Origin of the sequence: Pseudobutyrivibrio sp. JW11, assembly GCF_900115355.1 — a bacterium.
Taxonomy (GTDB): domain Bacteria; phylum Bacillota; class Clostridia; order Lachnospirales; family Lachnospiraceae; genus Pseudobutyrivibrio; species Pseudobutyrivibrio ruminis.
In genome coordinates this window covers 14,907-37,095 of the sequence record NZ_FOWB01000001.1, presented here as the reverse complement: position 1 = coordinate 37,095, position 22,189 = coordinate 14,907, and the positions used below count along the sequence as shown (strand labels likewise).

Annotated in this window: 19 protein-coding genes and 1 pseudogene; 1 reads left to right on the top strand and 19 read right to left on the bottom strand. The window is 39.9% G+C overall.

Annotated features, from left to right (window positions below; all coding sequences use genetic code 11):
• Positions 1-39 precede the first annotated feature (39 nt).
• The 14 genes from BM102_RS00190 to BM102_RS00125 all read right to left on the bottom strand — a co-directional run bounded on the left by BM102_RS00190 (position 40) and on the right by BM102_RS00125 (position 19,018).
• On the bottom strand, positions 40-1,266 hold the full coding sequence (locus BM102_RS00190; RefSeq protein ID WP_090477723.1) for a hypothetical protein: 1,227 nt from the start codon (positions 1,264-1,266) through the stop codon (positions 40-42).
• Positions 1,267-2,268: 1,002 nt separating this feature from the next.
• Positions 2,269-3,567 carry a DegT/DnrJ/EryC1/StrS family aminotransferase gene (locus tag BM102_RS00185; protein ID WP_090477720.1) on the bottom strand — a complete coding sequence of 433 codons (1,299 nt, stop codon included), beginning with the start codon at positions 3,565-3,567 and terminating at the stop codon, positions 2,269-2,271.
• Positions 3,568-3,652: 85 nt separating this feature from the next.
• On the bottom strand, positions 3,653-4,495 hold the full coding sequence (locus BM102_RS00180; RefSeq protein ID WP_033151948.1) for a sugar ABC transporter permease: 843 nt from the start codon (positions 4,493-4,495) through the stop codon (positions 3,653-3,655).
• A complete protein-coding gene (locus tag BM102_RS00175) occupies positions 4,495-5,907 on the bottom strand; it encodes a carbohydrate ABC transporter permease (protein ID WP_090477717.1) in 1,413 nt (470 codons plus the stop codon). Before BM102_RS00175 ends, BM102_RS00180 begins: the two co-directional genes overlap by 1 nt.
• A 64-nt stretch (positions 5,908-5,971) precedes the next feature.
• Positions 5,972-7,264 (bottom strand): extracellular solute-binding protein, encoded by a 1,293-nt coding sequence (locus BM102_RS00170; RefSeq protein ID WP_044936141.1) that lies wholly within the window; start codon positions 7,262-7,264, stop codon positions 5,972-5,974.
• A gap of 150 nt (positions 7,265-7,414) precedes the next feature.
• Positions 7,415-8,404, bottom strand: a complete 990-nt coding sequence (locus tag BM102_RS00165) for a LacI family DNA-binding transcriptional regulator (protein WP_090477715.1) — start codon at positions 8,402-8,404, stop codon at positions 7,415-7,417.
• Positions 8,405-8,507: 103 nt separating this feature from the next.
• Complete coding sequence (locus tag BM102_RS00160; protein WP_090477712.1) at positions 8,508-9,572, bottom strand: hypothetical protein; 1,065 nt, start codon at positions 9,570-9,572, stop codon at positions 8,508-8,510.
• 11 nt (positions 9,573-9,583) lie between these two features.
• Complete coding sequence (locus BM102_RS00155; RefSeq protein ID WP_090477710.1) at positions 9,584-11,032, bottom strand: MBOAT family O-acyltransferase; 1,449 nt, start codon at positions 11,030-11,032, stop codon at positions 9,584-9,586.
• A 21-nt stretch (positions 11,033-11,053) separates the two neighbouring features.
• Positions 11,054-13,036 carry a hypothetical protein gene (locus tag BM102_RS00150; protein WP_090477707.1) on the bottom strand — a complete coding sequence of 661 codons (1,983 nt, stop codon included), beginning with the start codon at positions 13,034-13,036 and terminating at the stop codon, positions 11,054-11,056.
• Positions 13,037-13,044: 8 nt separating this feature from the next.
• Positions 13,045-14,931, bottom strand: coding sequence for an AAA family ATPase (locus BM102_RS00145; protein ID WP_090477704.1), 1,887 nt, complete (start codon positions 14,929-14,931; stop codon positions 13,045-13,047).
• Positions 14,932-15,056: 125 nt separating this feature from the next.
• Positions 15,057-16,067 carry a type II toxin-antitoxin system antitoxin SocA domain-containing protein gene (locus tag BM102_RS00140; protein ID WP_090477701.1) on the bottom strand — a complete coding sequence of 337 codons (1,011 nt, stop codon included), beginning with the start codon at positions 16,065-16,067 and terminating at the stop codon, positions 15,057-15,059.
• 83 nt (positions 16,068-16,150) lie between these two features.
• Positions 16,151-16,543 carry a hypothetical protein gene (locus tag BM102_RS00135; protein WP_090477698.1) on the bottom strand — a complete coding sequence of 131 codons (393 nt, stop codon included), beginning with the start codon at positions 16,541-16,543 and terminating at the stop codon, positions 16,151-16,153.
• An 81-nt stretch (positions 16,544-16,624) separates the two neighbouring features.
• Positions 16,625-17,608 (bottom strand): calcium/sodium antiporter, encoded by a 984-nt coding sequence (locus tag BM102_RS00130; RefSeq protein WP_090477695.1) that lies wholly within the window; start codon positions 17,606-17,608, stop codon positions 16,625-16,627.
• Between the two features lie 246 nt (positions 17,609-17,854).
• Positions 17,855-19,018 carry an IS110 family RNA-guided transposase gene (locus BM102_RS00125; RefSeq protein ID WP_090477692.1) on the bottom strand — a complete coding sequence of 388 codons (1,164 nt, stop codon included), beginning with the start codon at positions 19,016-19,018 and terminating at the stop codon, positions 17,855-17,857.
• Positions 19,019-19,284: 266 nt separating this feature from the next.
• Here BM102_RS00125 and BM102_RS00120 point away from each other — a divergent pair.
• Positions 19,285-19,758: pseudogene (locus tag BM102_RS00120) on the top strand (TspO/MBR family protein); the annotation flags it as partial.
• Here BM102_RS00120 and BM102_RS14645 read toward each other — a convergent pair.
• From BM102_RS14645 to BM102_RS00095, 5 genes are all read right to left on the bottom strand, one after another.
• On the bottom strand, positions 19,664-20,050 hold the full coding sequence (locus tag BM102_RS14645; protein WP_143085449.1) for a MobA/MobL family protein: 387 nt from the start codon (positions 20,048-20,050) through the stop codon (positions 19,664-19,666). The pseudogene BM102_RS00120 and the gene BM102_RS14645 sit on opposite strands and share 95 nt — an antisense overlap.
• Entirely contained in the window at positions 20,010-20,225 is a 216-nt protein-coding gene (locus BM102_RS14605; RefSeq protein WP_090477684.1) for a hypothetical protein, read from the bottom strand. The genes BM102_RS14645 and BM102_RS14605 overlap by 41 nt, the downstream gene beginning before the upstream one ends.
• A gap of 195 nt (positions 20,226-20,420) precedes the next feature.
• The gene (locus BM102_RS00105) at positions 20,421-20,723 is read right to left on the bottom strand and encodes a hypothetical protein (RefSeq protein WP_090477682.1); all 303 of its coding nucleotides are present in this window, start codon (positions 20,721-20,723) and stop codon (positions 20,421-20,423) included.
• 123 nt (positions 20,724-20,846) lie between these two features.
• Complete coding sequence (locus tag BM102_RS00100; RefSeq protein ID WP_177194858.1) at positions 20,847-21,923, bottom strand: acyltransferase family protein; 1,077 nt, start codon at positions 21,921-21,923, stop codon at positions 20,847-20,849.
• A 28-nt stretch (positions 21,924-21,951) separates the two neighbouring features.
• The gene (locus tag BM102_RS00095; RefSeq protein WP_090477677.1) at positions 21,952-22,134 is read right to left on the bottom strand and encodes a hypothetical protein; all 183 of its coding nucleotides are present in this window, start codon (positions 22,132-22,134) and stop codon (positions 21,952-21,954) included.
• Positions 22,135-22,189: the final 55 nt, after the last annotated feature.

Below are 22,189 nucleotides of genomic sequence, written 5' to 3'. Positions count from 1 at the left end.
TATATATTAAAGTAAGGATAGCAAACTGGGTGGGTAATATCAATTGAAGAAATCCGGGCGAAGGTCAAGAATTTCAGACAGAATAGTTATAGTTTTCTCTGTCATTCCATCGATAAAATAAAAATCCTCTTCTGCCAATTGAAACATGATAGGAAGTGGTAAAATTGTCATTTCACATTCTGTATTATTTCGCAACCAACTTTCGCTCATTATTTCAAATAATGAACGCATATAAAAATCACAACCATTTTCTAATGATACTGAAGATTTTAACTCTCTGTTCCTAAAAACATTTAATAATGACTCTATTTCTAGATATGTAAAACCTTTTTTCCTTAAAAGCTCATTATTAATTTTATAATATTTTTCTGTTTTATCTTGTCTAATTAACTCAAGTAATACGTCCCAAAACAATAAAACTTCCCTTATTGTATCATGTATCAATTGATTTTTATTCCATTCATTTTTTCTCTTATACTCCTCAAAAGTAGTTAATTCTATAGCTACATAATCATATCTATGAATTTTAAAATATAGCTCTTTCTTATCATCGACTGTAAGTAATGAATAGAATTTTTCCATTTCAGATTCAACATCTACTTTTTCATATAGTTCCTCCAAATCTCCCTTATAGTTTTCAATATATTTTGTATATATTTCATCTCCAATTTCTAAAATTTCCTTTTGACGCCTAAATTCTTGATAACCATCCATCTCCCCATAAGATACATCTTCCCAAAAATTCTTTATTATTTCAGGTTTTAATACCTTTTCGTGTTGATACTGTGCCTTTGTAGAAAGAAAGTTTATAATTGCTGATTCAGATGAATCAGCTTTAATAAGTATCATGTCATCCGCTTTAGTATCTGGCCAATCGAAATCATAATCCCAATCATGGAGTTCCAAATCTAATTTTTCCGCAACCATATAGATTTTGATTTTATGATAAAGTTTTTCATACTTTTCAAGAAAATGTGATATCCCTTTATATGTTGCTTTTTTCTGAAGACGTGGATATCCTTCTTTCCTATATAATTCCACTGCCCTTGCAAACCTTATGTTGTTAATTGTTTCTGAAATGGTAATTCCTTTTATTGGCTTAAAATACCTTCTGTCGTAATAGTTTATATCTTTTACTTTAAATTCATTTGTGTTTAGTTCTTCAATTATCATATCCTTGATGTAATCGTTATCTTTTTCTTCCTTAACACATGTTTCAATAATATTTACCGCCAAATATATAGAGTCTTTGTAATTTCTCTCCATTTATAGCCTCCTTTCATTCTTGCAACGAATATACTATGTATTAACGCCAAAAACTTGTTTTTTTATTTATATATTTAATACGTTTTAAAGAAATATATTTCCAAAGTCTATTTCTTCATTTCCTTAAGTGATTTAGAAAGACTTCAGAATTGCACTTATTTTTTTATAAGTGTGGATAGAGGAATCTGATTTAACACTTAACTTTGCAAAATCCAGTTAAGTGGATTTTGCAAACACTATTATTTTCACTTATATGATTTGCCAAAAAGTTAAGTGTAAATGAGTGATTCTATTTTCCCACTTACAAATTTGGCCATTTTTGTTAAGTGAATTTTCCAGTCCTAGATTTCCCACTTAAAAATGTTAAGTGTTTTAAAGTTTTCATTTTATTACACTTAACTTTTCTTCAAAAAAGTGCGTTTTTTCTTGAGTTTTCCAAAATACACTTAACAATTTTCCAAAATTGGTAAGTGTATTTTTAAACTAGTATTTTTCCACTTAACTGAGAGTAAAAATAGTCAGGACTCATTGCTATTAAGTTATTTCTACTTAATCCTGACTAGAACAGTTAAGTGAAAATCACAGACTTCTGGCTAGCTACTTAATTTTTTATAAGTAGGAACAGAGGAATCTGATTTAACACTTAACTTTGCAAAATCCAGTTAAGTGGATTTTGCAAACACTATTTTTTCACTTATATGTTTTGCCAAAAAGTTAAGTGAAATTCAGCAGTTTTATTTTCCCACGCAACAATTTGGCTATTTTTGTTAAGTGAATTTTCCAGCCCTAGATTTCCCACTTAATAATGTTAAGTCTTTTAAAAACTTCCTTTTATTACACTTAACTCTCCTCCCCAAAAGTGCGTTTTTTCTTGAGTTTTCCAAAATCCACTTAACTTTCCCGCTCCCAACATAAAAAAGGCCATGCCGGCGGAGCCGGGCATGGTCTTGGTAGCCCAAGAACTGTGATGGTTCAAAGACTATGGTTATTCAAAAACTTATTTTACTCAAAGCAAGCGCGGATGACTTCGATGATTCTATCCTGCTGCTCTGGAGTCATTTTGTTGTCGCTAGGGAGGCAGAGGCCGCGGGCGAAGATGTCGCTGCCCATGTCAAGTGGCTGGCCGTCGGTGCCGAGGGCGCCGCCTGCGATGTAGGCGTTGGTAACGGCGCGGCCGTTGCCTTCGCGTGTGATGAATGGGTTCAAGCGGTAGATTGGCTGCATGTGCATTGGCTTCCAGATTGGGCGGCCTTCTGCGTTGATGCTTGCGATGGCATCAAGGATTTCAGTTGGGCAACTCTTGCCGTGCTCAGGTGTGTAGAGCACATCCTGCTCGCCGCGGACCTGTGGACACATAGCGTCTTTGTCGATGATCATGCATGACAACCAGTAGTTTGGCTCAGAGTTCTCAAAGTCGATAGGGTTCATCTGAACTGGAAGTCCCTTGAAGCCCTCGCGGTATCTTTCGTAGATAGCCTTCTTCTGAGCGATGTGCTCCTCAAGATGAGGGAACTGGCCGCGGACAACACCTGCGATGACGTTGCTCATGCGGTAGTTGTAGCCAAGCTCCTCGTGCTGATACCAAGCAGCAGCTTCGCGGGCCTGAGTAGACCACTTGCGAACCTTTTCAGCAGCCTCCTTGCTGTCAGTAAGGAAGCATCCACCAGCTGAGCCAGTGATGATTTTATTTCCGTTGAATGAGATGGTGTTGAACTGACCGAATGAACCAGTCTGAACACCCTTGTATGTAGCGCCAAGAGATTCGGCAGCATCCTCAACAAGGATAGCGCCGTGCTTTTGGATGATAGCGTTTAATTCATCAAGCTTACCAGGTGTGCCATAAAGGTGGGCACAAACAACAACCTTTACCTCTGGGTAGATTTCGAATGCCTTTTCAAGGGCAACTGGGTCCATGTTCCATGTGTCTGCTTCAGTGTCGATGAATACAGGGATACCGCCTTCGTAAACTACAGGGTTTACAGTTGCATCGAAAGTCATATCTGTACAGAAAACGTGATGGCCTTCGAGAGCGCCGTGGCCTACCTGAGGCATGCCGTAAGCCTGAATACCTGCAAGCTTGCAAGAAAGATGAAGTGATGCTGTGCCGGCTGAAAGAGCAACGGCGTATTTCACTCCTACCTTTTCTGCAGCCAGACGCTCAACCTCTGTGAGGTTTGCACCTACTGTGGACATCCAGTTTGTATCGTAAGCTTCCTGCACGTATTTGATTTCCTCACCGTGCATTGTTGGCGATGAAAGCCAAACCTTATCTTCAAATTTATCAAATGATTTTGTAAGCATTTTTATCTCCTTGTTCAAAAACAAAAAATAGCTGTGGCGAACCACAGCTATCATTATACTACAAAATATTTATTTTTCGAGTGGCTTATCCTTTGACTGCTCCGCCAGTTACACCTTCAACGTAGAATTTCTGCATGATGATGAACAAAATAGAGATTGGTACGGCAATCATAAGTCCACCGCAGCAGAAGTATGTGAAGTACTGGTTAACAAGTGCTCTCTGGAGCAAATTGAAAAGTCCGAGGGCCATTGTCCAGTCTGATGCATCCTTTGACTTAATCATCAAACGAACCATAACGAAATCCATCCATGGATTCAGGAAGGAATTGATTACAGTGTAAACAATCATTGGCTTTGAAAGTGGCACAACAATCTTTGCGAAGATGGTGGCTTCCGATGCGCCCTCAAGCTTTGCTGCTTCGTGAAGTGAAACCGGGATTGTATCAAAGAATCCCTTCAAAATCAGATAGCCAAGTCCTGATGCTCCTGAGTAAAGGATAATCAAACCTACCACGCTATCTGTCAGGCCAAGCATCTTCAGGATGAAGTACATGGCAATCATTGAAAGTACGCCTGGGAACATGCCCAGGATCAATGAAAAGCTCATGAGCTTCTTTCTACCTTTGAACTCGATGAATGAAAACGCATATGCGGTCATGATTACAAAGATAGATGAAACCAGGCAGCTGAATACACCGATAATCATGGAGTTTTTGAACCATGCTGGGAAGTTAGCAGTTGAGTCTGGTTCGAAAAACAGCTGATGATAGTTGGCAAGTGTCCAGTGAGCAGGGAAAAAGTGGTTTGTGTTGATTCCCTTTTGTGTGCTAAAAGTGGTGACGACCAGCCAGAAAACTGGTATCAACCAAATGAAAGCCAAGATAGCTAAAAATACGTGTCTTCCGATAATTTTACCTGTTTTTTTCATTATCTATATACCCCCTCTTTATCTCCACCTATCATTCTTGAGAAAGTAAGAAGTGAAAGGGCTGCACAAACTATGAATGTTATGATACCGATAACTGATGCCATCTTGAAGTTTGAGTACTCGTTTGTCAGTCTGAATAGCCAGGTGATGAGCAGGTCAACTTCGGTGGCATGTGAGTTTGCCATAGACATATTTGTTGTCTTGTAGTTGTATGTGAGCAAATAAATAACGTTGAAGTTGTTGATATTTGCAATTACTGACTGGATCAATGATGGGCCGGTGATGAACATTACGTAAGGCATTGTAATCTTCCAGAAAATCTGGAATTTGTTGGCACCATCGATTTTTGCTGATTCAATCTGGTCAGATGGGATGTTCATAAGGATACCTGTTGCAACAAGCATCTGATATGGAATACCAACCCAGATATTTACCAGGATGATGGTCACGTGAGCCCAGCCTGGTCGTGACAAAAATGGGATGAAGGCATCGCCTGCTCCAAGGAGTCCGATGTTCTTGAAGAAATCGAGAATACCTACGTTAGCACAAAACGTATTTACGATACCATAATCACCAAACATCTTGCTGATAAGAAGCAATGTTACGAACTGTGGAATACCGATTGTGATAACAAAAAGTGTTCTCCACATGCCCTTGAACTTTGTGTCATCGTGGTTGATAAACTGAGCCAAAAGGATTCCACCAAGGAATGTTGTAGCTGTTGCAAGGACGGCCCAGATTAATGTCCAAACCAAAACTCTTACAAACGCGTAGCCAAATGTGATGGTCTGGCTGGTTGTAAAGAGGTTTACAAAGTTCTTAAATCCAACCCATGTGAATAGATATGTTGGTGGCTGATGGTTCTCATCGTAATTCGTAAATGCGATACCTACCATGAACAGAATTGGAATAATGTTGATGAGAATTACTCCAATACTTGGCAATGTGAGAAGAGTGATGTGGAAGCGCTCGTTTTTGAAACTCACGATATCTTCCTTGAATGTGCTGAGATGCTCCCCTTCTTCCTGCATCTTTTGAAGGCGATAAACAGCCTTGATGTTTGCAATATATAGTGCCAGAAATGCGATGATAACAAGGATTCCGATGATTCCGTAAAGGAGAATCAAAAGGGAGTTATCAAAGTCGTTTACTGTTTTTTGCATAGTTAGTGGATCAAAGATTTCCTCTCTTTGGACTGTTCCAAGAGTATTAAGCTTTGACATGTATGGGGCGAAAACGCGAAAAATTGAGGCGATTACTCCTACCTCAAGCAAAGTCATCAGTATTCCGCGGGCTATTTGTTTTCGTCCGAAATATCCAGCACCCATAATCAAAAGGGAGAGTTTAACCCAGATGTCGCCTTTGGCTATGGATGTGAAAAAGTCTTTAAAGTATACGCCAATTTTCTTCATAGAATTATTCCTCTGATTTATAAAAGGGCTTCTCCATTCGGAGAAGCCCGAAAAAGCATTAGTTTTATTCAACAGGCTGTGTAATACCAGCTACAGCATCATCAAGAACTTCCTGGCTTACTTTGCCGTCAAGGATGTTCTTTCCAAGTGACTCTGCTGGTGTCCAGTAGTTGCCGCCAACTCTCTGAAGCTCTGCGAATTCTGACTGAGCTGCAAGAGCATCAAGTGCTACTGAAGAAGCCTGTGCAAGTGCCTCTGTGTTTGAAGGGCCTTCACCTGTAGCTGCGTATACAGCTTCCTGTGTCTCAGCGTTTGTAAGGTACTCAGCAAGAAGCATTGACCAACCTGTGTTCTCTGCGTATGCGTTAACACCTACGAACTTGTATCCTGAGTATGAAGCCATCTGCTTGTCTTCGCCGTTAACCTGGAATGTAGGAAGCTTTGTAGCTGCATAGCCATCGCCATAAGCCTCTGAGAATGCGTTAACATTCCATGTACCAGAAACGTAAGCTACAACCTTGCCATCGTTAAGGTTTGCAAGAAGATCATCGTTGCCATAGCTCTTGAATGCGCTTGAAGATGCGATGCTCTGAAGTGATTCTGCAGCTGCAAGACCTGTCTCAGAGTTCCAATCGCAGTTGTTTGACTGATCTTCATTTTCTGTAAGTGTACATCCAGCGCCCTGGAAGATACCGTAGAGGTACCAGCCGTTTGCAACTTCGAAACCAACTTCCTTGCCAAGCTCCTCAGCCTTAGCTGTAAGTGCTTCCCAAGAAGCTACATCTTCCTCTGAAAGCTGTGATGAATCATAGTATAAGAAATAACCGTTTGAAGCTGTGAATGGGTAGCCATACTGCTTGCCCTCGTACTGTCCAGCTTCAACTGTTGCTGGTGTATCTGTTTCGTTCATGTCATATGTGTACTGAGCTGCTACTTCGTTAAGAGCGCCTGCCTTAACAAGTGCCTCAAGCTGATCGTCTGGGAATACATAAACATCAGCTGCTGCCTCAACATCCTCAAGTACACGATCCTTCATATCAGCTTCTGATACGGCACCGATTGTGATGTTGAAATCTACATCAGGATACTCAGCTTCGAAAGCGTCGCAACGCTCTTTCATAACTGTCTGATATTCCTCTGTCTCTGAACACCAAAGCTCGATGTTTACTGTGCCTTCTGTTGCAGCGATAAGATTTGCGATAGCATCCTCAGATGATGCTTCCTCTGTAGCTTCTGTAGATTCCTCTGTTGTTGAACCTGTCTCAGCTGTAGTCTCTTCTGCTGCGCCCCCGCATCCAACAAAAGCTGATGTAGCCATTGCTGAAACAAGAAGTGCTGATAATAACTTCTTCTTCATTATTACTTCCTCCATTTTCTTCATTTTTATACTCCGGTGATTGCGACTTTGCGCAATCGGTTGTTCTTCATACATAATCCTAATGCTTATGTCGTTTTTCGTCAATTAAGCATTTCTGACAACTATTTTATGACATTTTTGTGAATATTACTAATTTGTACTGTCTCGCATTTGGATATTAAAGTCGGAAAGTGTGAGATTTGTGACATCTTCTCCATCTAAGTTGCGCATAAGCATAGACAAGCCTTCGGCTCCTAGCTTTTTTGCATCGAAGTACAAGCTAGTGATAGATGGTTTTGATGTAGATAATAAATTTGAATCGTAAAAGCTGCACAGCTTGATGTCATCTGGAACAGATAGACCATCGTTGTGCAGACAATTAAGAACTGAATTGCAAAGCATGTCATCCATGCAGACTATGCACTCGGCTCCCTCTGAAATGGCAGTCTTCAAGACTTTGTCCATGCGGTCGCTTTTGTGCATGTTTAGATAAATCTGATTTTCATCAGCCTTCATTCCACGGTTAATAAAGCCCTGGCGGAAACCTGCCAGACGGCTGTGGGTAACGTTGATATTTTCACCACCACCAATAAGGGCCATGCGAGTGATGCCCTTGTCGATAAGTGTCTCTATCATGCGTGTGGCTGCCCCCTCATTATCGTGATCGATAAAAGGAACCCCTGGCTCCATTGGGTCGCCCACTACGATGTATGGAATTGCTGCGTCTTTTAGGAAATTGATAACTTTAGAATCCTGCTCGCAACGACTGACCATTACAGCGTCGATTTTTTTGTTCCGCACTGCGTGCTTCAACGCTGATATGCCGTCATTATCTGCAAGAATGATAAGAACGTCGTATTCGTATTCCATGGCTCTGTCGCAGACACCTGTCATGAGAGTCTGGAAATATGGCATCTCGCCGAGAGCTGAATCGGCAGGGAAAACCAGCCCCACGTTGAATGTGCGGCTAGCTGCCAAAGACCTGGCAACGGCGCTAGGTCTGTAATTTATTTCTTTGATGAAGGCATTAACTTTTGCCCTGGTTTCCTCGGAAATTCTGCCTTTGCCAGAGATAGCTCTGGATACTGTTGTTTTGGAAAGCCCCAATTCTTTTGCGATTTTATCTAATGTATAACCCATAGTTTCCCCCTAATACTGTGGTCTTCTATCAAGCTATCACAATAGAATCGGTTTTGCAAACGGTTGCGCACTTTTTGTTAAATAGTAACAAAATTGCATGCCACTATTCGAACAATGCGTCATAATCATAGTTGCCGTAGAAGTCTTCCATGAAGTCGAAGTAGTCTTGAACGTTGTCCTCAGTGAGCTCGTCCTTGCCAGCTGCAATCATTTCCAAAATCTCTGTGTTGTATTCTGGGACGAAGTGGCTCATGTCCTTGAACATATCCAAGTTTTCTGCCACATCTGTCTCCTGCAGGAATGAGTAGAGGTGGACGTTGTCGTAGCCAATGAGCATGCCGATAGTGTAGCGCTCTGCTGCCATATAGCGCTCAAGGTTGCCCTGCTGATTCAGGTAGTCGAAATAGTACATGCTGAATGGTGGAAAGAAAATGTAGAAATCCACATCAGGGTGCTCTTCTATCTGCCTGATGAAATTTTCATTTATGTTCTCCTCCACGATGGCCATGTCTTCCTCTGTGAACTCCAGAGTCTCTTCGCTTTTTTCTTCGCGGATGTAGCTGTCATCCAAAACATCCTTGCCAAACTCAGAGTACATGCCCCAGTTTGAATAGTCATCAAAGGATGTGCCAGCATAGCCAGCGCGAGTGAGGCGCAGGTCGTCGTAGGCATCCTGGATTGTGTATTTGTTTAAAAGATATTCCACGTCATCGAATGGATCATTGTCGTAGAGGTATGTTGGGTAGAGGCTTTCGTCGTAGCGCATCTGCTCCGCAGTGTTAAGGAGTCCCAGGTAATCCACTGATCTAAAAACCATCTTGATGTCGTTGCCACTTTCAAAAACTGCATCTAAAGTGTCACTGATTTCCTTGTTGGAGCCGCCCAGGTATGTGAGCTTGATAGAGTTGGTTCCAAAAAGGCGGTCGATGTCGCTGGTCTTGTAGTTGGATGCCATGGATGTGCCAACTAGCACCGCATCATACTCGAAGTGTTTTGCTATACCGTTGTTCTGGTAGCGTTCCTTGCTAAGGATGTAGGATATGTGCTGATTCTGTCCATGATAGTGAAAATATGGATCGATGTAGATGACGACAGCACTCACTGCAGCAAGGCCCACTAATATTACAGCCAAATAGGCGATTATCCAATTTTTAAATTTCCCTTCCATTATTACTTCCCCTAAAAATTGAAATATAAAAATGTGCTGATTCCTGAGAATGAAAGAATGCTCCAAATCATCAGGCATGACATCACTAGCATGTTGATGACGTTTGGCTTGAACTCCTTCATCTTTTCAAAGCCGTTCTTTGGAATCAGTGCGATAAATAGTGCAACTGCAAACATGCCTACCACATCGATGTAGGCGAAGTTTTTGATAACTGGTAGCTTGTCCAGAATCAGGTGAAGCTCCCAGAATGTAAACTGAGATGTGAGCTCCGCGCCAATTGGATCAAAGTGTCCGCCGAAGGCACGGCGGATAAGCTCTGTGGCAGTGGCGATAGAATCTGCTCTAAAAAACACCCACATAATATTTACAAAGAAAAATGTGACGGCCCAGCCAATAATCTTTGGAACCTTGTCGAAAAACTTACGTCCCATTCTATGGATAATGGATGCGATGCCGTGGCCCACGCCCCAAAGGATGAAGGTGAAGCCGGCGCCATGCCAAAATCCGCTGACAAGGAATACGATGAAGATATTCACATAGGTGCGACCCTTGCCCTTGCGATTTCCGCCAAGTGGGATGTAGATGTAGCGTGTCAAAAATCTGGTGAGGGTCATGTGCCATCTATCCCAGAAATCGTCGATTGAAACAGCTTTGTATGGGCTGTTGAAATTCAGTGGCAGGTCGATGTTGAACATCTGGCCAATACCGATGGCCATGTCGCAGTAGCCGCTGAAGTCAAAGTAAATCTGAAGTGTATAGGCCAGGATGACAACGATTGCCTCGGTAGAGTTGATGTTTAAAAGCTCGTCGTAGCCGTAGTTTACAGCGCAGCCAAGAGTGTCTGCGATGAGCACCTTTTTCGCCATACCGATGGTGAAAAGATAAATGCCTCGAGCAAAGTTTTCTGCATTGATGTGCTTTTTACTGTCGTCCATAAGCTGTGGGACCAACTCGTCGTGGGTGACGATTGGACCAGCAATGAGCTGTGGGAAAAAGATGACATAGCAGGCGTACTCCAAGAATGAGTAGCAGGCCACATCTCCCTTGTAGCTATCCACAATAAATGAAATCTGCTGGAATGTGAAAAAGCTGATGCCGAGAGGCAACACGATGTAAAGCAAATTGAACTCTGTCTTGAAGAGCATGTTTACTGTGCTGATGAAGAAGTCCATGTATTTGAAATAGAAAAGGACTCCCACATTTCCGCAAACACCAATAACCATAAGGACTTTTTTCTTGTCCTTATGGCTATGCATTAAGCGGTATATTAAATAATTAAAACATACACTGGAAATGATAATTATGAGATACCATGGATTGAAATATCCGTAAAACCAAAGTGACATGCCAAGCAAAAAGACATTTGCCAGCCTGTACTTCTGGAAAAATCCCAGTCCATAGTAACCTGCCAAGCAGAGTGGCAGGAAAAGTAAAACAAAAATATAAGAATTGAATAACATTATAAACCCCTGATACTACCCTTATTTTTTATCTATAGAGATGCGCTGCACCTTCGCCTCCGGCTGATCCGGATTTTCCAGAACGATGCAAAAATCCTCTACAGTATTATTTAATTTTAAATGCCAAACCTGTTTATCCGCATCAGTGCTGACATTTTTGCTGACTATGTCGTCAGCATTTTGCTCCGAAGTAAAGCTTACCTGCATAGTCGAAATATTCTCACCCTCGATAGTGATTGTGTACTCGCCCTTTTCAGCAATGGAGTATGGTCCTTTTATGAGTCCGCCTGGATAGAATGTGAATTCATCCTTTTCATCATCCGCCATAACAAGACCATTGTTGAAGGTATCCTTGGCAGAAAGTCTGCCGTCCACAATGCCATCATTTATTTTCTTTGCTAAGTCAAAATCGTAGCAGTAAACCACCAGATTTGTCAATTCATATGTGAATGAAAATCCATCAAAATCGTAAACTTCCGGAATGATGAAGCTGTCGTATGCCTGTGGAAGATATCCCGTAAGGAGCTCCTGAGCTGCTTCGTTTTCATCGGCAGTGAAAATCAAAGCTGTCTTGCAGTGATCATCCTTGTATCTATCCCGGTCATTGTTCCACATCCAAGCGTCCAGCTTGATGCCATGGGCGTCGATTTCTCCGAACTTGATGTCGCCGTTTGAATAAGCTTCAAACATGTATGATGTCCAGTAGGTGCCGTAGCCCTTGTAGATGTCGTGATTTTCAAGCTCAGCAACCACGCGCTGATGTGATGCAATGATATCCTTGTAGCCAATTGTGAGGCGAAGGATGAATGCGGATTCGATGATTACCGCAATTACGAAGCAGGCTGCGACGATGGCCGTAAGCTTGCTTTTGTTTTCAATCCAGTAAGTCCAAATATATCTGCTGGAAATGATGATGCAGACATAGATGGTGCTGAGGCAGTAGCGCTCCTGGCACTTGCCAAAGAGGATAACTACGGACATCAACGCAACATTGTGTGCCAAGCCAAAGAGGCTGAAGAACTTTACCGCCTTTGATTCGCGAGGCATCTTTATAAGCTGAAGTACCGGTATCACGAAGCAGATAAGTGTGCATGTGACGATGGATACGATGTTTCTAGCATTTGTAAGGCCAAACAGGCTGACATCACCTGTGTAGCCGAAGCAACGATAGATGGTGATAAGTGCTGACTGGATGAGTGTTGGAAGCGAATCGAAGCCTACGAAGTGAAGAGAATCGGTTCGGCCTGCGTTCATCAGATGCCAGCTGCAAATCCATTTGTAAGTGCCATAGCCTGCGATGGATGGTGCAACGATGATTGCAAATGTAATGGTGAGGCGCTTTAAGGCTTCCTTGAATGATAGCTCATGACGCAAAATCCAATCAAAGAAAAGGATACCTGCGCATGCGCAAATCATTGGAAGAACCTGCTCTGCAAAATAGCGTGAGCCGCCAAGTGTCATGATAAAAATCACGATAGCATAGGCAATAGTTTCTTTGATTGCAAGCTTGTCGTTTAATGATTCGTATATACGATACATCAATGTGGCACCAAGTGTGATGCCAAGCATCTCGCTCATGTATGTGCCTTCGGTAAGAATCATGTTACGAGACTCTGTACCGGTCAGGAACAAGATAAACAGTGGCGCTGCAATGAAAAAGAAATTGCTCTTAAACATTTTTTTGCTACAGAAGGCAATGCCTGCAAGAACAAGTAGCATGAAAATAAAAGTGGCAAGCATTCTGGCAAAAATCTGATTATGGAAAAATGGTGTGATAAAAGCTGCCAAGGATGTAACTCGAAATGCGTAGATTTCGGAATTTACAAAGTTCCATGTGCGAGGGAACAGGCTTTTATTTTCCACCATGGACCAGCCATAGCGATTTGCGATGGCGGTGTCGGAATGGACATAGGCCTGCCCATAAGTGAATATAAAAATGGTAACTGCAATCAGCGAAACTGCAGCACACAGAATAAATAAAATGTTTAGTTTTTTGCTTTTCATATATCTCTCTATCCTATTAACACATGCTTTCCTTCGAAAGCGAACCCATAATGATATATCATATCTTCTTGTATGCCTTTATTCAACAGATCTGCATCATAGTTTTTATCTTTTATCTGTTTTAAAGCATTTTTGACGGTATCTTCCAAAGTCTTTTCATCATCTGAATCATGAACTTTAAACTCTAAAATATATGCAGGATTATCCTTTTCGATTGGTTCAAGACATACATCATATCTGCCAAATCCACTCTCCCTGTTTGACACTATATGATATTTATCAGCTAATTCAACCAACAAACCTAGCACGAAGCCATGATAAAACCTTTCTGGCTCAGCATACTCGGAAGGACGATTTCCAACATCGAATGATGAAAAAGTATTTAACGCAACATCGTTCATGAACTTGTTCATGTACTTTACATCATTTTTCAGCAGGGCTTCAATGAAATCATTGTATCTGCTGCTTCCACCTTCAAACCAACGACGCACCATATCTTCATACATACGCATTACTTCGTTATTAGTAACAGCTATTCGACATTTCTTGCGCATACCGATTTCACCAAGCTCTTCAACAATTTTCAAATAGCCTGAAGCTAGAAGCATACCGAATACGCCTGATTCATTTCTATCAATCAAATTGAAAACTATTTCTTCATCTATTAAGGTCTCTATAGATTCTCCTTTTAACAGAGCCTCAAACTGCTTTTTGATATCAGAACTTCCCTCGCGAATAAGCTTATCGATCAGCATGTTGCTACTGGTGTTTGCCCAATAAGCATCAAGCTTCTTTGAATCCAAAAACTGGGTAATTGACCATGGATTATAAATATCATTTTTCGTTCCTATTTTAAATCCATCGTACCACTTCTGAACCTCTTTCTTTTGACTAAGCAAATCATATTCATCAAGGGCTGACATTACTTCTTCGCTGGTGAACCCAAAGGTAGATTCATATTTTGCTGTGGTAAGGGAGGCGACCTTTAAATTGTTCAGGTCAGAAAAGATTGATTCCTTGCTGACTCTGGTTATTCCGGTCATTATGGCACGCTCCAAATAAATATTTGTTTTAAAGGTAGCGTTAAAAATATTTCTGACGAAGGATGTGATTTCATCCCAGAAACCATCTACATAGGCCTCCTGAAGAGGAGTGTCATATTCATCCATCAGTATGATAACTTTTTTGTTGTATTTTCTATATAAAAGCTCGCAAATAAAATTGATAGCATTGCTGGCCACGGCATCCGGCATATCGTAGCCCACCATATTCCAGTAATCCCTATCCTTGTCAGTTACAAAATCGCTTTCGATAAGATACTGATTTTTGCGATACAAGCCAACGATTTCCTGGATAATCTGCTGCTTAGCCATTTCGTATGTATTGCCCTTGACCGATGCAAAGCTTAATAACAGAGTAGGGTATGTACCCTGGATATCACGATATTCAGGCTCATTCCATATAGCAAGATTTTTGAATAAATCCCTGGTATCGTCATAAGCGTTAGAAAAGAAATAGTCGAGCATGCTCATATTCAACGTCTTTCCGAAGCGACGAGGACGTGTAATAAGAGTGACAACATCCCCACTCTCCCACCATTCTTTGATGAACATGGTCTTATCTTTATAAAAATAGTTATTTTCTATTATGGTCTTAAAGTCTTGATTACCAATGGAGATTTCCCTTGGATTATCTCCGGCTGTGTGTTCAGAAATGTGCCCTGGGTACAAAGCTTCTTCCAACGCTGCAATAGTATCCAAACGTGGAGATTCTATTTTCCCACCCAAAACTTTTTGCACTGTACTGAGATTAACCCCAGATTTCGTTGCAATCTGCTCGTAAGTTAACCCCTGTTCAGCCTTTGCATTTTTTAGATTTTCAATACGTTCATTCATATAATCACCACCCAAATTGCAATTTCGTTCTCATAAAATTGCAATTAATTGCAATTTCTTAATTGAAGTATAACAAAAAATTGCAATTTTGTTAACCAAAATTGCAATTTATCCTTAGTCATCTATTACATTACACCCAGAGACTCAATATACTTTTTTACACCCTTGTCGGTGTTTAACTTATATTTACTATCTACTTTTTCAAAATAATCTTTTATAGATTCGTGAGTGATTTGTTCTTCGCATCTTTCATCTAGTGCATATCCCCTGTGCGCATCTATCCATGGTGATTCAGCATGTGTCAGTTCTTTTAGTGTAAATCCATTGAAAATAGCAAAATGTTTCAGAACATAATCAACTAGATTTCTGTGTTTTTCATCAAGAATTTCAGATGTATCACTTTTATCTATAACTATTTGGCCACTTCCAAAAACCTTATATTTCTCATAAATATCTCTATATACTGGGCCCAGCTTCCACGCCTCACATCTATTGTTAAAAAGCTGCTCACCAAGAAGCACTTGGCCAAAGGCCTCAATGTAATATAGGATTTTCTGTAAAGATAGATTTGTTATCTCATAACTAGAATTTAAGATATAAACTGCATATCTTTCGATTGATGAATTATATTCATTAATTGATTTATAGTACTCAAGCTTTTCCTTTATTTTTTCAAGTCCTTTTGGAGTAAGCTTTTCTTTATTCAATTCATAAAAATATAGCATTACTCGATAGTCTCGATTTGCTTTTCTTAATAAATCTGAGTACTCTCGGTTAGGCAATTGGCCATCAAGATATTTTTCTATAGTATGCTCGCCAAATCCAAGTAATTTGGATAAAGGGCGTTTTTCTATGTTATATTTATCAATTATTTCTTTTATTTCTTCAATCTGTATATAGTCATTTTCTTTTCTAAATATATATTCGAATGATGCTTCGTTCTCATCCTCCATACCAGGAACCATTACTTCGCATCCACATTTCTTACAATAAGCCACGCGCTTATTAAATTCATAGTCCTTCCCATTAACTCTTCGAATTTCACGTTCCGTTTTAACATAAAACTCCTGTAAACCTCTACAATTGGCGCACAGGACTTTGTCATAACGTTCTCCCCCACGTGTTTTCGTACTCATATTAAAATCCTCATTATTCAAATTTATCTATTCTAACTCTAATTAATAGTGAAAGATATTCACTAATTGACATCATTTTTATATTAGTATTCTTTTTCATGAAATGAAATAATAAATAACAGGTTATTGCTTTTCTTATCCCATGAAACTTTGATGTATAAATCTACATCTGTTTCTGAAGCATCTTCAACGTATCTAGGTATCAATTTAACTGTCTTTTCAAAAAAATAAACTAGTGAATCATAATCTGGATTATCACTAGGCTCCCATCTTTTATAATCATTAATTGTTAACGACTTAAGAATTTCTCTACGTTTTGCTGAATTGATAACGTAATCTTTAAACAGTTTTTCATTCTTATCTCTTGGAATAACTGTATAATTAATTCCTTCACAGCCCGATGAAATACAATTAACTAATCTATTAACTATATCACTCGGGCTATATCCATTAGGATCTCTCATCATATCTTCCATAACGATATGCCTCCACTTTTATGTAAGACTATAATATCAAAAGAGTACACTTATGTCAATAAGTGTACTCTTTTGACTCTATTAAATTCTCATGGCTGCATAGCCTACAGTCATTACGTACATGAAGATCATTATCAGACCTTCTTTTCTCGTGATTTTCCTTTCCGTGAATGCATAGCCCCAGGAGATGATTGTAATTACCAACAATATCAGAATGTCATATACCGATGCGACGTTGACAGCGACAGGTGCAATAATTGCTGAGACTCCGAGGATGAATAGCAGGTTGAAGATATTGGAGCCGAGGACGTTTCCCAGGGCGATACCTAGCTGTCCTTTGCGGGTGGCGATGATGGAAGTGACCAGCTCAGGGAGAGATGTTCCGATGGCTACGATGGTTAGGCCTACTAAGGTTTCTGACATGCCAGCCTGAAGGGCTAGTGTTTTGGCGCTGTATACTACCAGCTTGCCTCCGGCGATTATCATGATTAAGCCTGCAATAATAAATACTGCACACTGCCTGTTGGAGTATGATCTGACACTGGACATGTCCTCCAATGCATTGTTCTTTTCTTTCATAAATATCCAGACAACATATAAGATGTATGAAAGTAAAAGTCCAGCTCCGCCAAGGCCTGAAATTGTTGCAACATTTTCTGTGACAACAGGGCCAGTTGATTTGAAGTGGCTGATTATGGAAAATCCTCCAATCGCCACAAACACCGCCAGCGTCGACACAGCTGCAACTGTAAAGTCTCTTTTGATGATTCCTTTCTCTACCACCAGTGGGGACATTACAGCGCAGATGCCAAGGATTCCCAGCAAGTTGAACATATTGGAGCCTATGATATTGCTCAGTGCTATCTCACTTGAATGCTCCGCCGCAGCTGTGACACTTACTGCTAACTCAGGAGCGCTGGTTCCGCAGGCCACTATCGTGAGTCCTATAATCAAACCTGATACTTTAAAATTCTTCGCCAGTGCTGCGCTGCCATCTACAAATTTGTTAGCGCCGAACACTAGCAATGCAAAACCTACTAATAAAACTAAAATTGTAATTATCATGGCTGCATTGTAACGAGCGAACCTAAAATTTATGTAAATCTGAAAAACATCTTCAAGCTTTACATATACTATACCTTACAGGTTCATATTAGAACTGTACCTATTAATGCAAAAACTAGGAGACCAGCTATGAATAGTCAAGAAAAAATTTAGCGAATAATTCGTTTGGTTTATGGTTCTAAAAATAGCTGACCTTAACTAGACCTTCTAGCGAAGGCCTTTCAAAAAATCTATGTAAAGCCTATGCTAATCTAGGTTGAATGAAACATTATCGGTTAGCATCTTATAAATGATGCGAACTAGCTTGCCTGCACAATGGCCCAGCGCATTGTAATGCGAACGGCCTTCAGAAAGCTTTTGATGATAGTAAGTATTAAAAGTTTTGTTGTTCTTCACAACATTGTGTGCAGCATTTATTAAGGCAAAACGTAAAGCTCTTGAGCCTCGTTTTGACATACGAGTATGCTTAGCTTCAAAGTTACCAGATTGGTAAACTGATGGATCAAGTCCAGCAAACGCTAAAAGCTTACTCGGATTGGAAAATCGAGTGATATCACCGATTTCACCAAGAATCATACCGCCATTGACGTAACCAATGCCTGGTATGGTCATTATTACAGAATCCAGAGATGTAACAATATCTTTCATTTCGGATTCAATTAATTCTAACTGCCTATCCAATAGCTCAATCTGTTCAATGGACTGAGTGATTTGAATAGATAAAGATTTGTCGCTAGAGCCGACAGACTTCTGTGCTAGAACTCTTAATTCTACAGCAGTTTCCTTTTGAAAATGACCTTTGGATGCGGCTTTCAAAAGGTGCGTGAGATGAGTCAGATGCATAGAAGCAATGGCATCAGGCGTAGGTGCTTCTTTTAGAAGCGCATAGCATCCCTTGTGATGTATTCCAGATTTGAAGAAGTACTGTAGTTCAGGGAAAACTTGATCCACGTAAGAAGTCAGCTGGATTTTTAATCTAGTGCGCTGCTTCACAGTCTTTTGTCTGAACCGTCCAAGGTTTTTTAGCTGCATTAGACCGAGGTCATAAAGCGTCACGAACCTATGGGGATGCATCATTAAAGTTTTACAAATAATGTAGGTATCAACCTTATCAGTCTTGGTTTTGCGAATGTTGTTCTTTCTCATCGTAGAAGTCTGAATAGGATTGATAAGGCAAACATTATAGCCTTTTGGTACTAAAAACATCAAAAGGTTGTTGCCATAGTGAGCCGTTGATTCAAGACCAATGATGAGCTGGTCCATCTCAAATGATTTGAGTTTGGAATCCAGTAGACAGAAGCCATCATTGTCATTTGTAAATTTAAAAGGCTCCAGTAGTACTTCGCCATCAGAAGATATGGCTGAGGCGTAGTGATTGAGTTTGGCAATATCAATGCCGACGTAAATCATAACGTTCTCCTTTCAAGTGAATTTGATACTGTGATATCCACCGACGATTATCCTCGTACACTTGATTGAAATAAGTGCTCTAATATAAATGGCACATCCAGCTTATAAACAATTCAGATAAAGGCAATGGCAATACACTCCTAGCTAGTAGTCATAGCTACAGGTTTTAAATCTAAAGTCCGCAGTATCTGAATGTATTATGCACAGTTATCAAAAAGAAAGGAAAGTAGATTAATTTGCTTCTGAATTAATCATACAAGGTTTTTATGAACGAGGAATTAACTTGCCCACAAAAAATATTAAGATTTGTTCCAATGGTTGCTTTGCCGCTGATTGTGGGAGGAATCAGCGCATTACTTACAGGAAATGCCATGGATTCGTATCAAGTGATGATACAACCGCCACTGGCTCCTCCGGCTTGGCTGTTTCCTATAGCCTGGACAATTCTATATGTACTGATGGGCCTAGGTAGCTATTTTCTGTTACTGGCCCCAGCAGATACTAACGAGAAGAAAGATGCCAAGTGCATCGCCATGATAGTTTACTTTATCCAGCTCTGCTTCAACTTTGTATGGTCGCTGATATTTTTCAACGCAGCGCAGTATACACTAGCCTTCATTTGGCTTATGATTCTATGGGTGATGATTATCGTGATGATATGGAAGACTTCGAAAGTGTGCTGGAAAGCCACATTGATGTTTCTCCCTTATCTACTGTGGTGCACCTTTGCAGCCTATCTGAATTTGATGATTGCAATATTGAACTAGCGAAAAGTGGAACCTCTTCAAGGTTCCCACGCTGATATCTTCTCTCTAAGCACCTTAACTTTGTCGTTGCTGTTATCAAGGTCGGTAGCAAGGCTGTTATAAGTTGCTCCATGTTCATCCAAAAAGCTCTGCAATTCATCAAAGGTTGTGATGCCTTAAATGTTCTGCAAAGTTGTGAGTTGTGTTGCTTTTCAATAGCTTCCACCGAGTTCCAAAGAGTGGCTCTATCTTTGTATTCTTCTGGTGCATTCTCTGGTAGATTTATCTCGCTGTGAACTAAATTCTTTTTTTAGGTCTAGCTTGTATGTGTGCCCATCATACTCGCAGTAAAGTTCTTCACGGCTGATATAACCAGCTGCATCAATAGCAGAGGGACAAGAGTTCTTGGCATTGCCGCCTCTTGTCTCTATGCTAAAACATGTGCTCATCCACTTTGGCATGAGTTACCACTTTCGGTTGGGCACACGTAAAAACCTCTGATTAGGATTGCCACTTTTTTTGTGGTAATACTGTTCTGAGATTGCACTAAAGGGTAGGTGCGTTTTTTGCACCGAAAGGGAAAGGTAGTCCCAACAAGTTGAGTAAATACATTAGTGACTTTCGGTACGTTCTGACTCATTCGACTTCATCTCGCTTTAGACAAGAGTAGACAAGACTTGATTAGTAGCTCTGGCTTTAATGTCGGTAATGACTTTCTGGCACTGCGGAGTTGCAAGAGCAACCTTAAGAATTTCATTCATTTCTGACTCTTCAAAGCAATAGCATTCTGGAAAAAACTTGCGAATAACACCACCCATCATGTACTTATGGGCATTCTCTCTTTTTCGCTTATCCTCATTAGCCTTTTTCTTCTCCTGTGCGTAACGATTCTTAGCTTGTTCAAGAGCCTTCTGGGCACTCTCCATTCCCTTGGTTGTTGTGATTTCGTTGTTAATCATCTTTTCTGTTCTCCTTTCATTTTTGGCATTGAAAAAGGAGGGTGTTCCGTTAGGATCACAACCGCCGTAAATAAAAAAGCACCTTAGACTATTTCTAAAGTGCTATGTAGCTATGTTTTATTTTCATAACAATTTTTTCTTTAAAAATTTCCCTGCTGGCTTTTCAATAACTTCATGTAAAAGTATTGTATATACTGAGCATGAAATAAAAGAAATGACTATTCTCAATATGTTAGTATCAATTCCAACTTTGCTGATAATAAACAGTGTTGTTTTCCATGTGAAGTATTGTCCAAAGAAAAATGCGTATGATATTTCACAGAGATACCCAATAATTCTTGAATTCTGCATCCACTCCGGAAAGCTCATCCCTGCCATCGAGACAATCAAAAGCATAAACATGGGTAACGCAACCCAACTGTATAGCATATAGTCTCCGGGGATACCTATCTTAAGAGCAATCGTCACTCCCGATATCAAAATAGCATATTCTACGATAACTGCAAACCAACTACACAGTAGCTTTGAAATTCTATGTTTCCTTATATCAGCCATCATTGAGCATAGTAAAACTCCAATTGTAAATTCAAGAATTCGAAAAAAAGGATTTGAATATATACCACTTATTTTAAAGTATCCTACTACAATCGGAGAATGAAGAAGTATTAATACTAATACGCATATTAAAAGTATTTTACTCTTATTATTTATCTGTTTGATTATTTCCTGTATAAGTGGATAAACTAAATAACAAAGAATAATACATGATACAAACCACGTTCCACCATTATGTGTTACTGAAAACAAACTATTAAAGGTAGATTGTATGCCGAGTATTTCTGTTGGTGCAATCAACAAATTCTGAATCGGTGTTTCTTGCCCTAGCAAGAAAATATACAACAACGCAATTGCATAATACAACGGCAAAATGCCTATCATTCTTTTAAGGTAAAAGCTTTTAATACCACCTATATCATGTAAATTCCGTTTACTCCATGTTAAATATAGAGAAAATCCTGACAACAGAAAAAATGCTGTCATGTAAATCGCACCCATATTAATAAATGGTGTTAAAACCCCATAGTTACATTGAATATGAATATTAGAATGGAAAAGAAAAATAAATAGTACTGCTAATAGTCTATAAATATCCAAACCAACTATTCTGGATTTTTTCTTATTGCTAAATTCCATTTTCATACAATCAGCCCTCATATCTTATAACGAATCATTCCTGATTTTTTAGCTTTTCGATAATTCTATCTGCAATTTCTTTCCTTCCAGAATCTCCTGGATGTTTTGCCACACCATCATGTTCTACAACATGAGCCTTTCCATCATCGTCATACACTGTAGCTCCAACTCCACAATAGTTGCCCACAACAAGTATTAATACCCTTATTAATCGCAAAACACGCCAACTTTTTCTTCATACTACCTCCAAAAAGTGTACTTTCTTGTGAGGT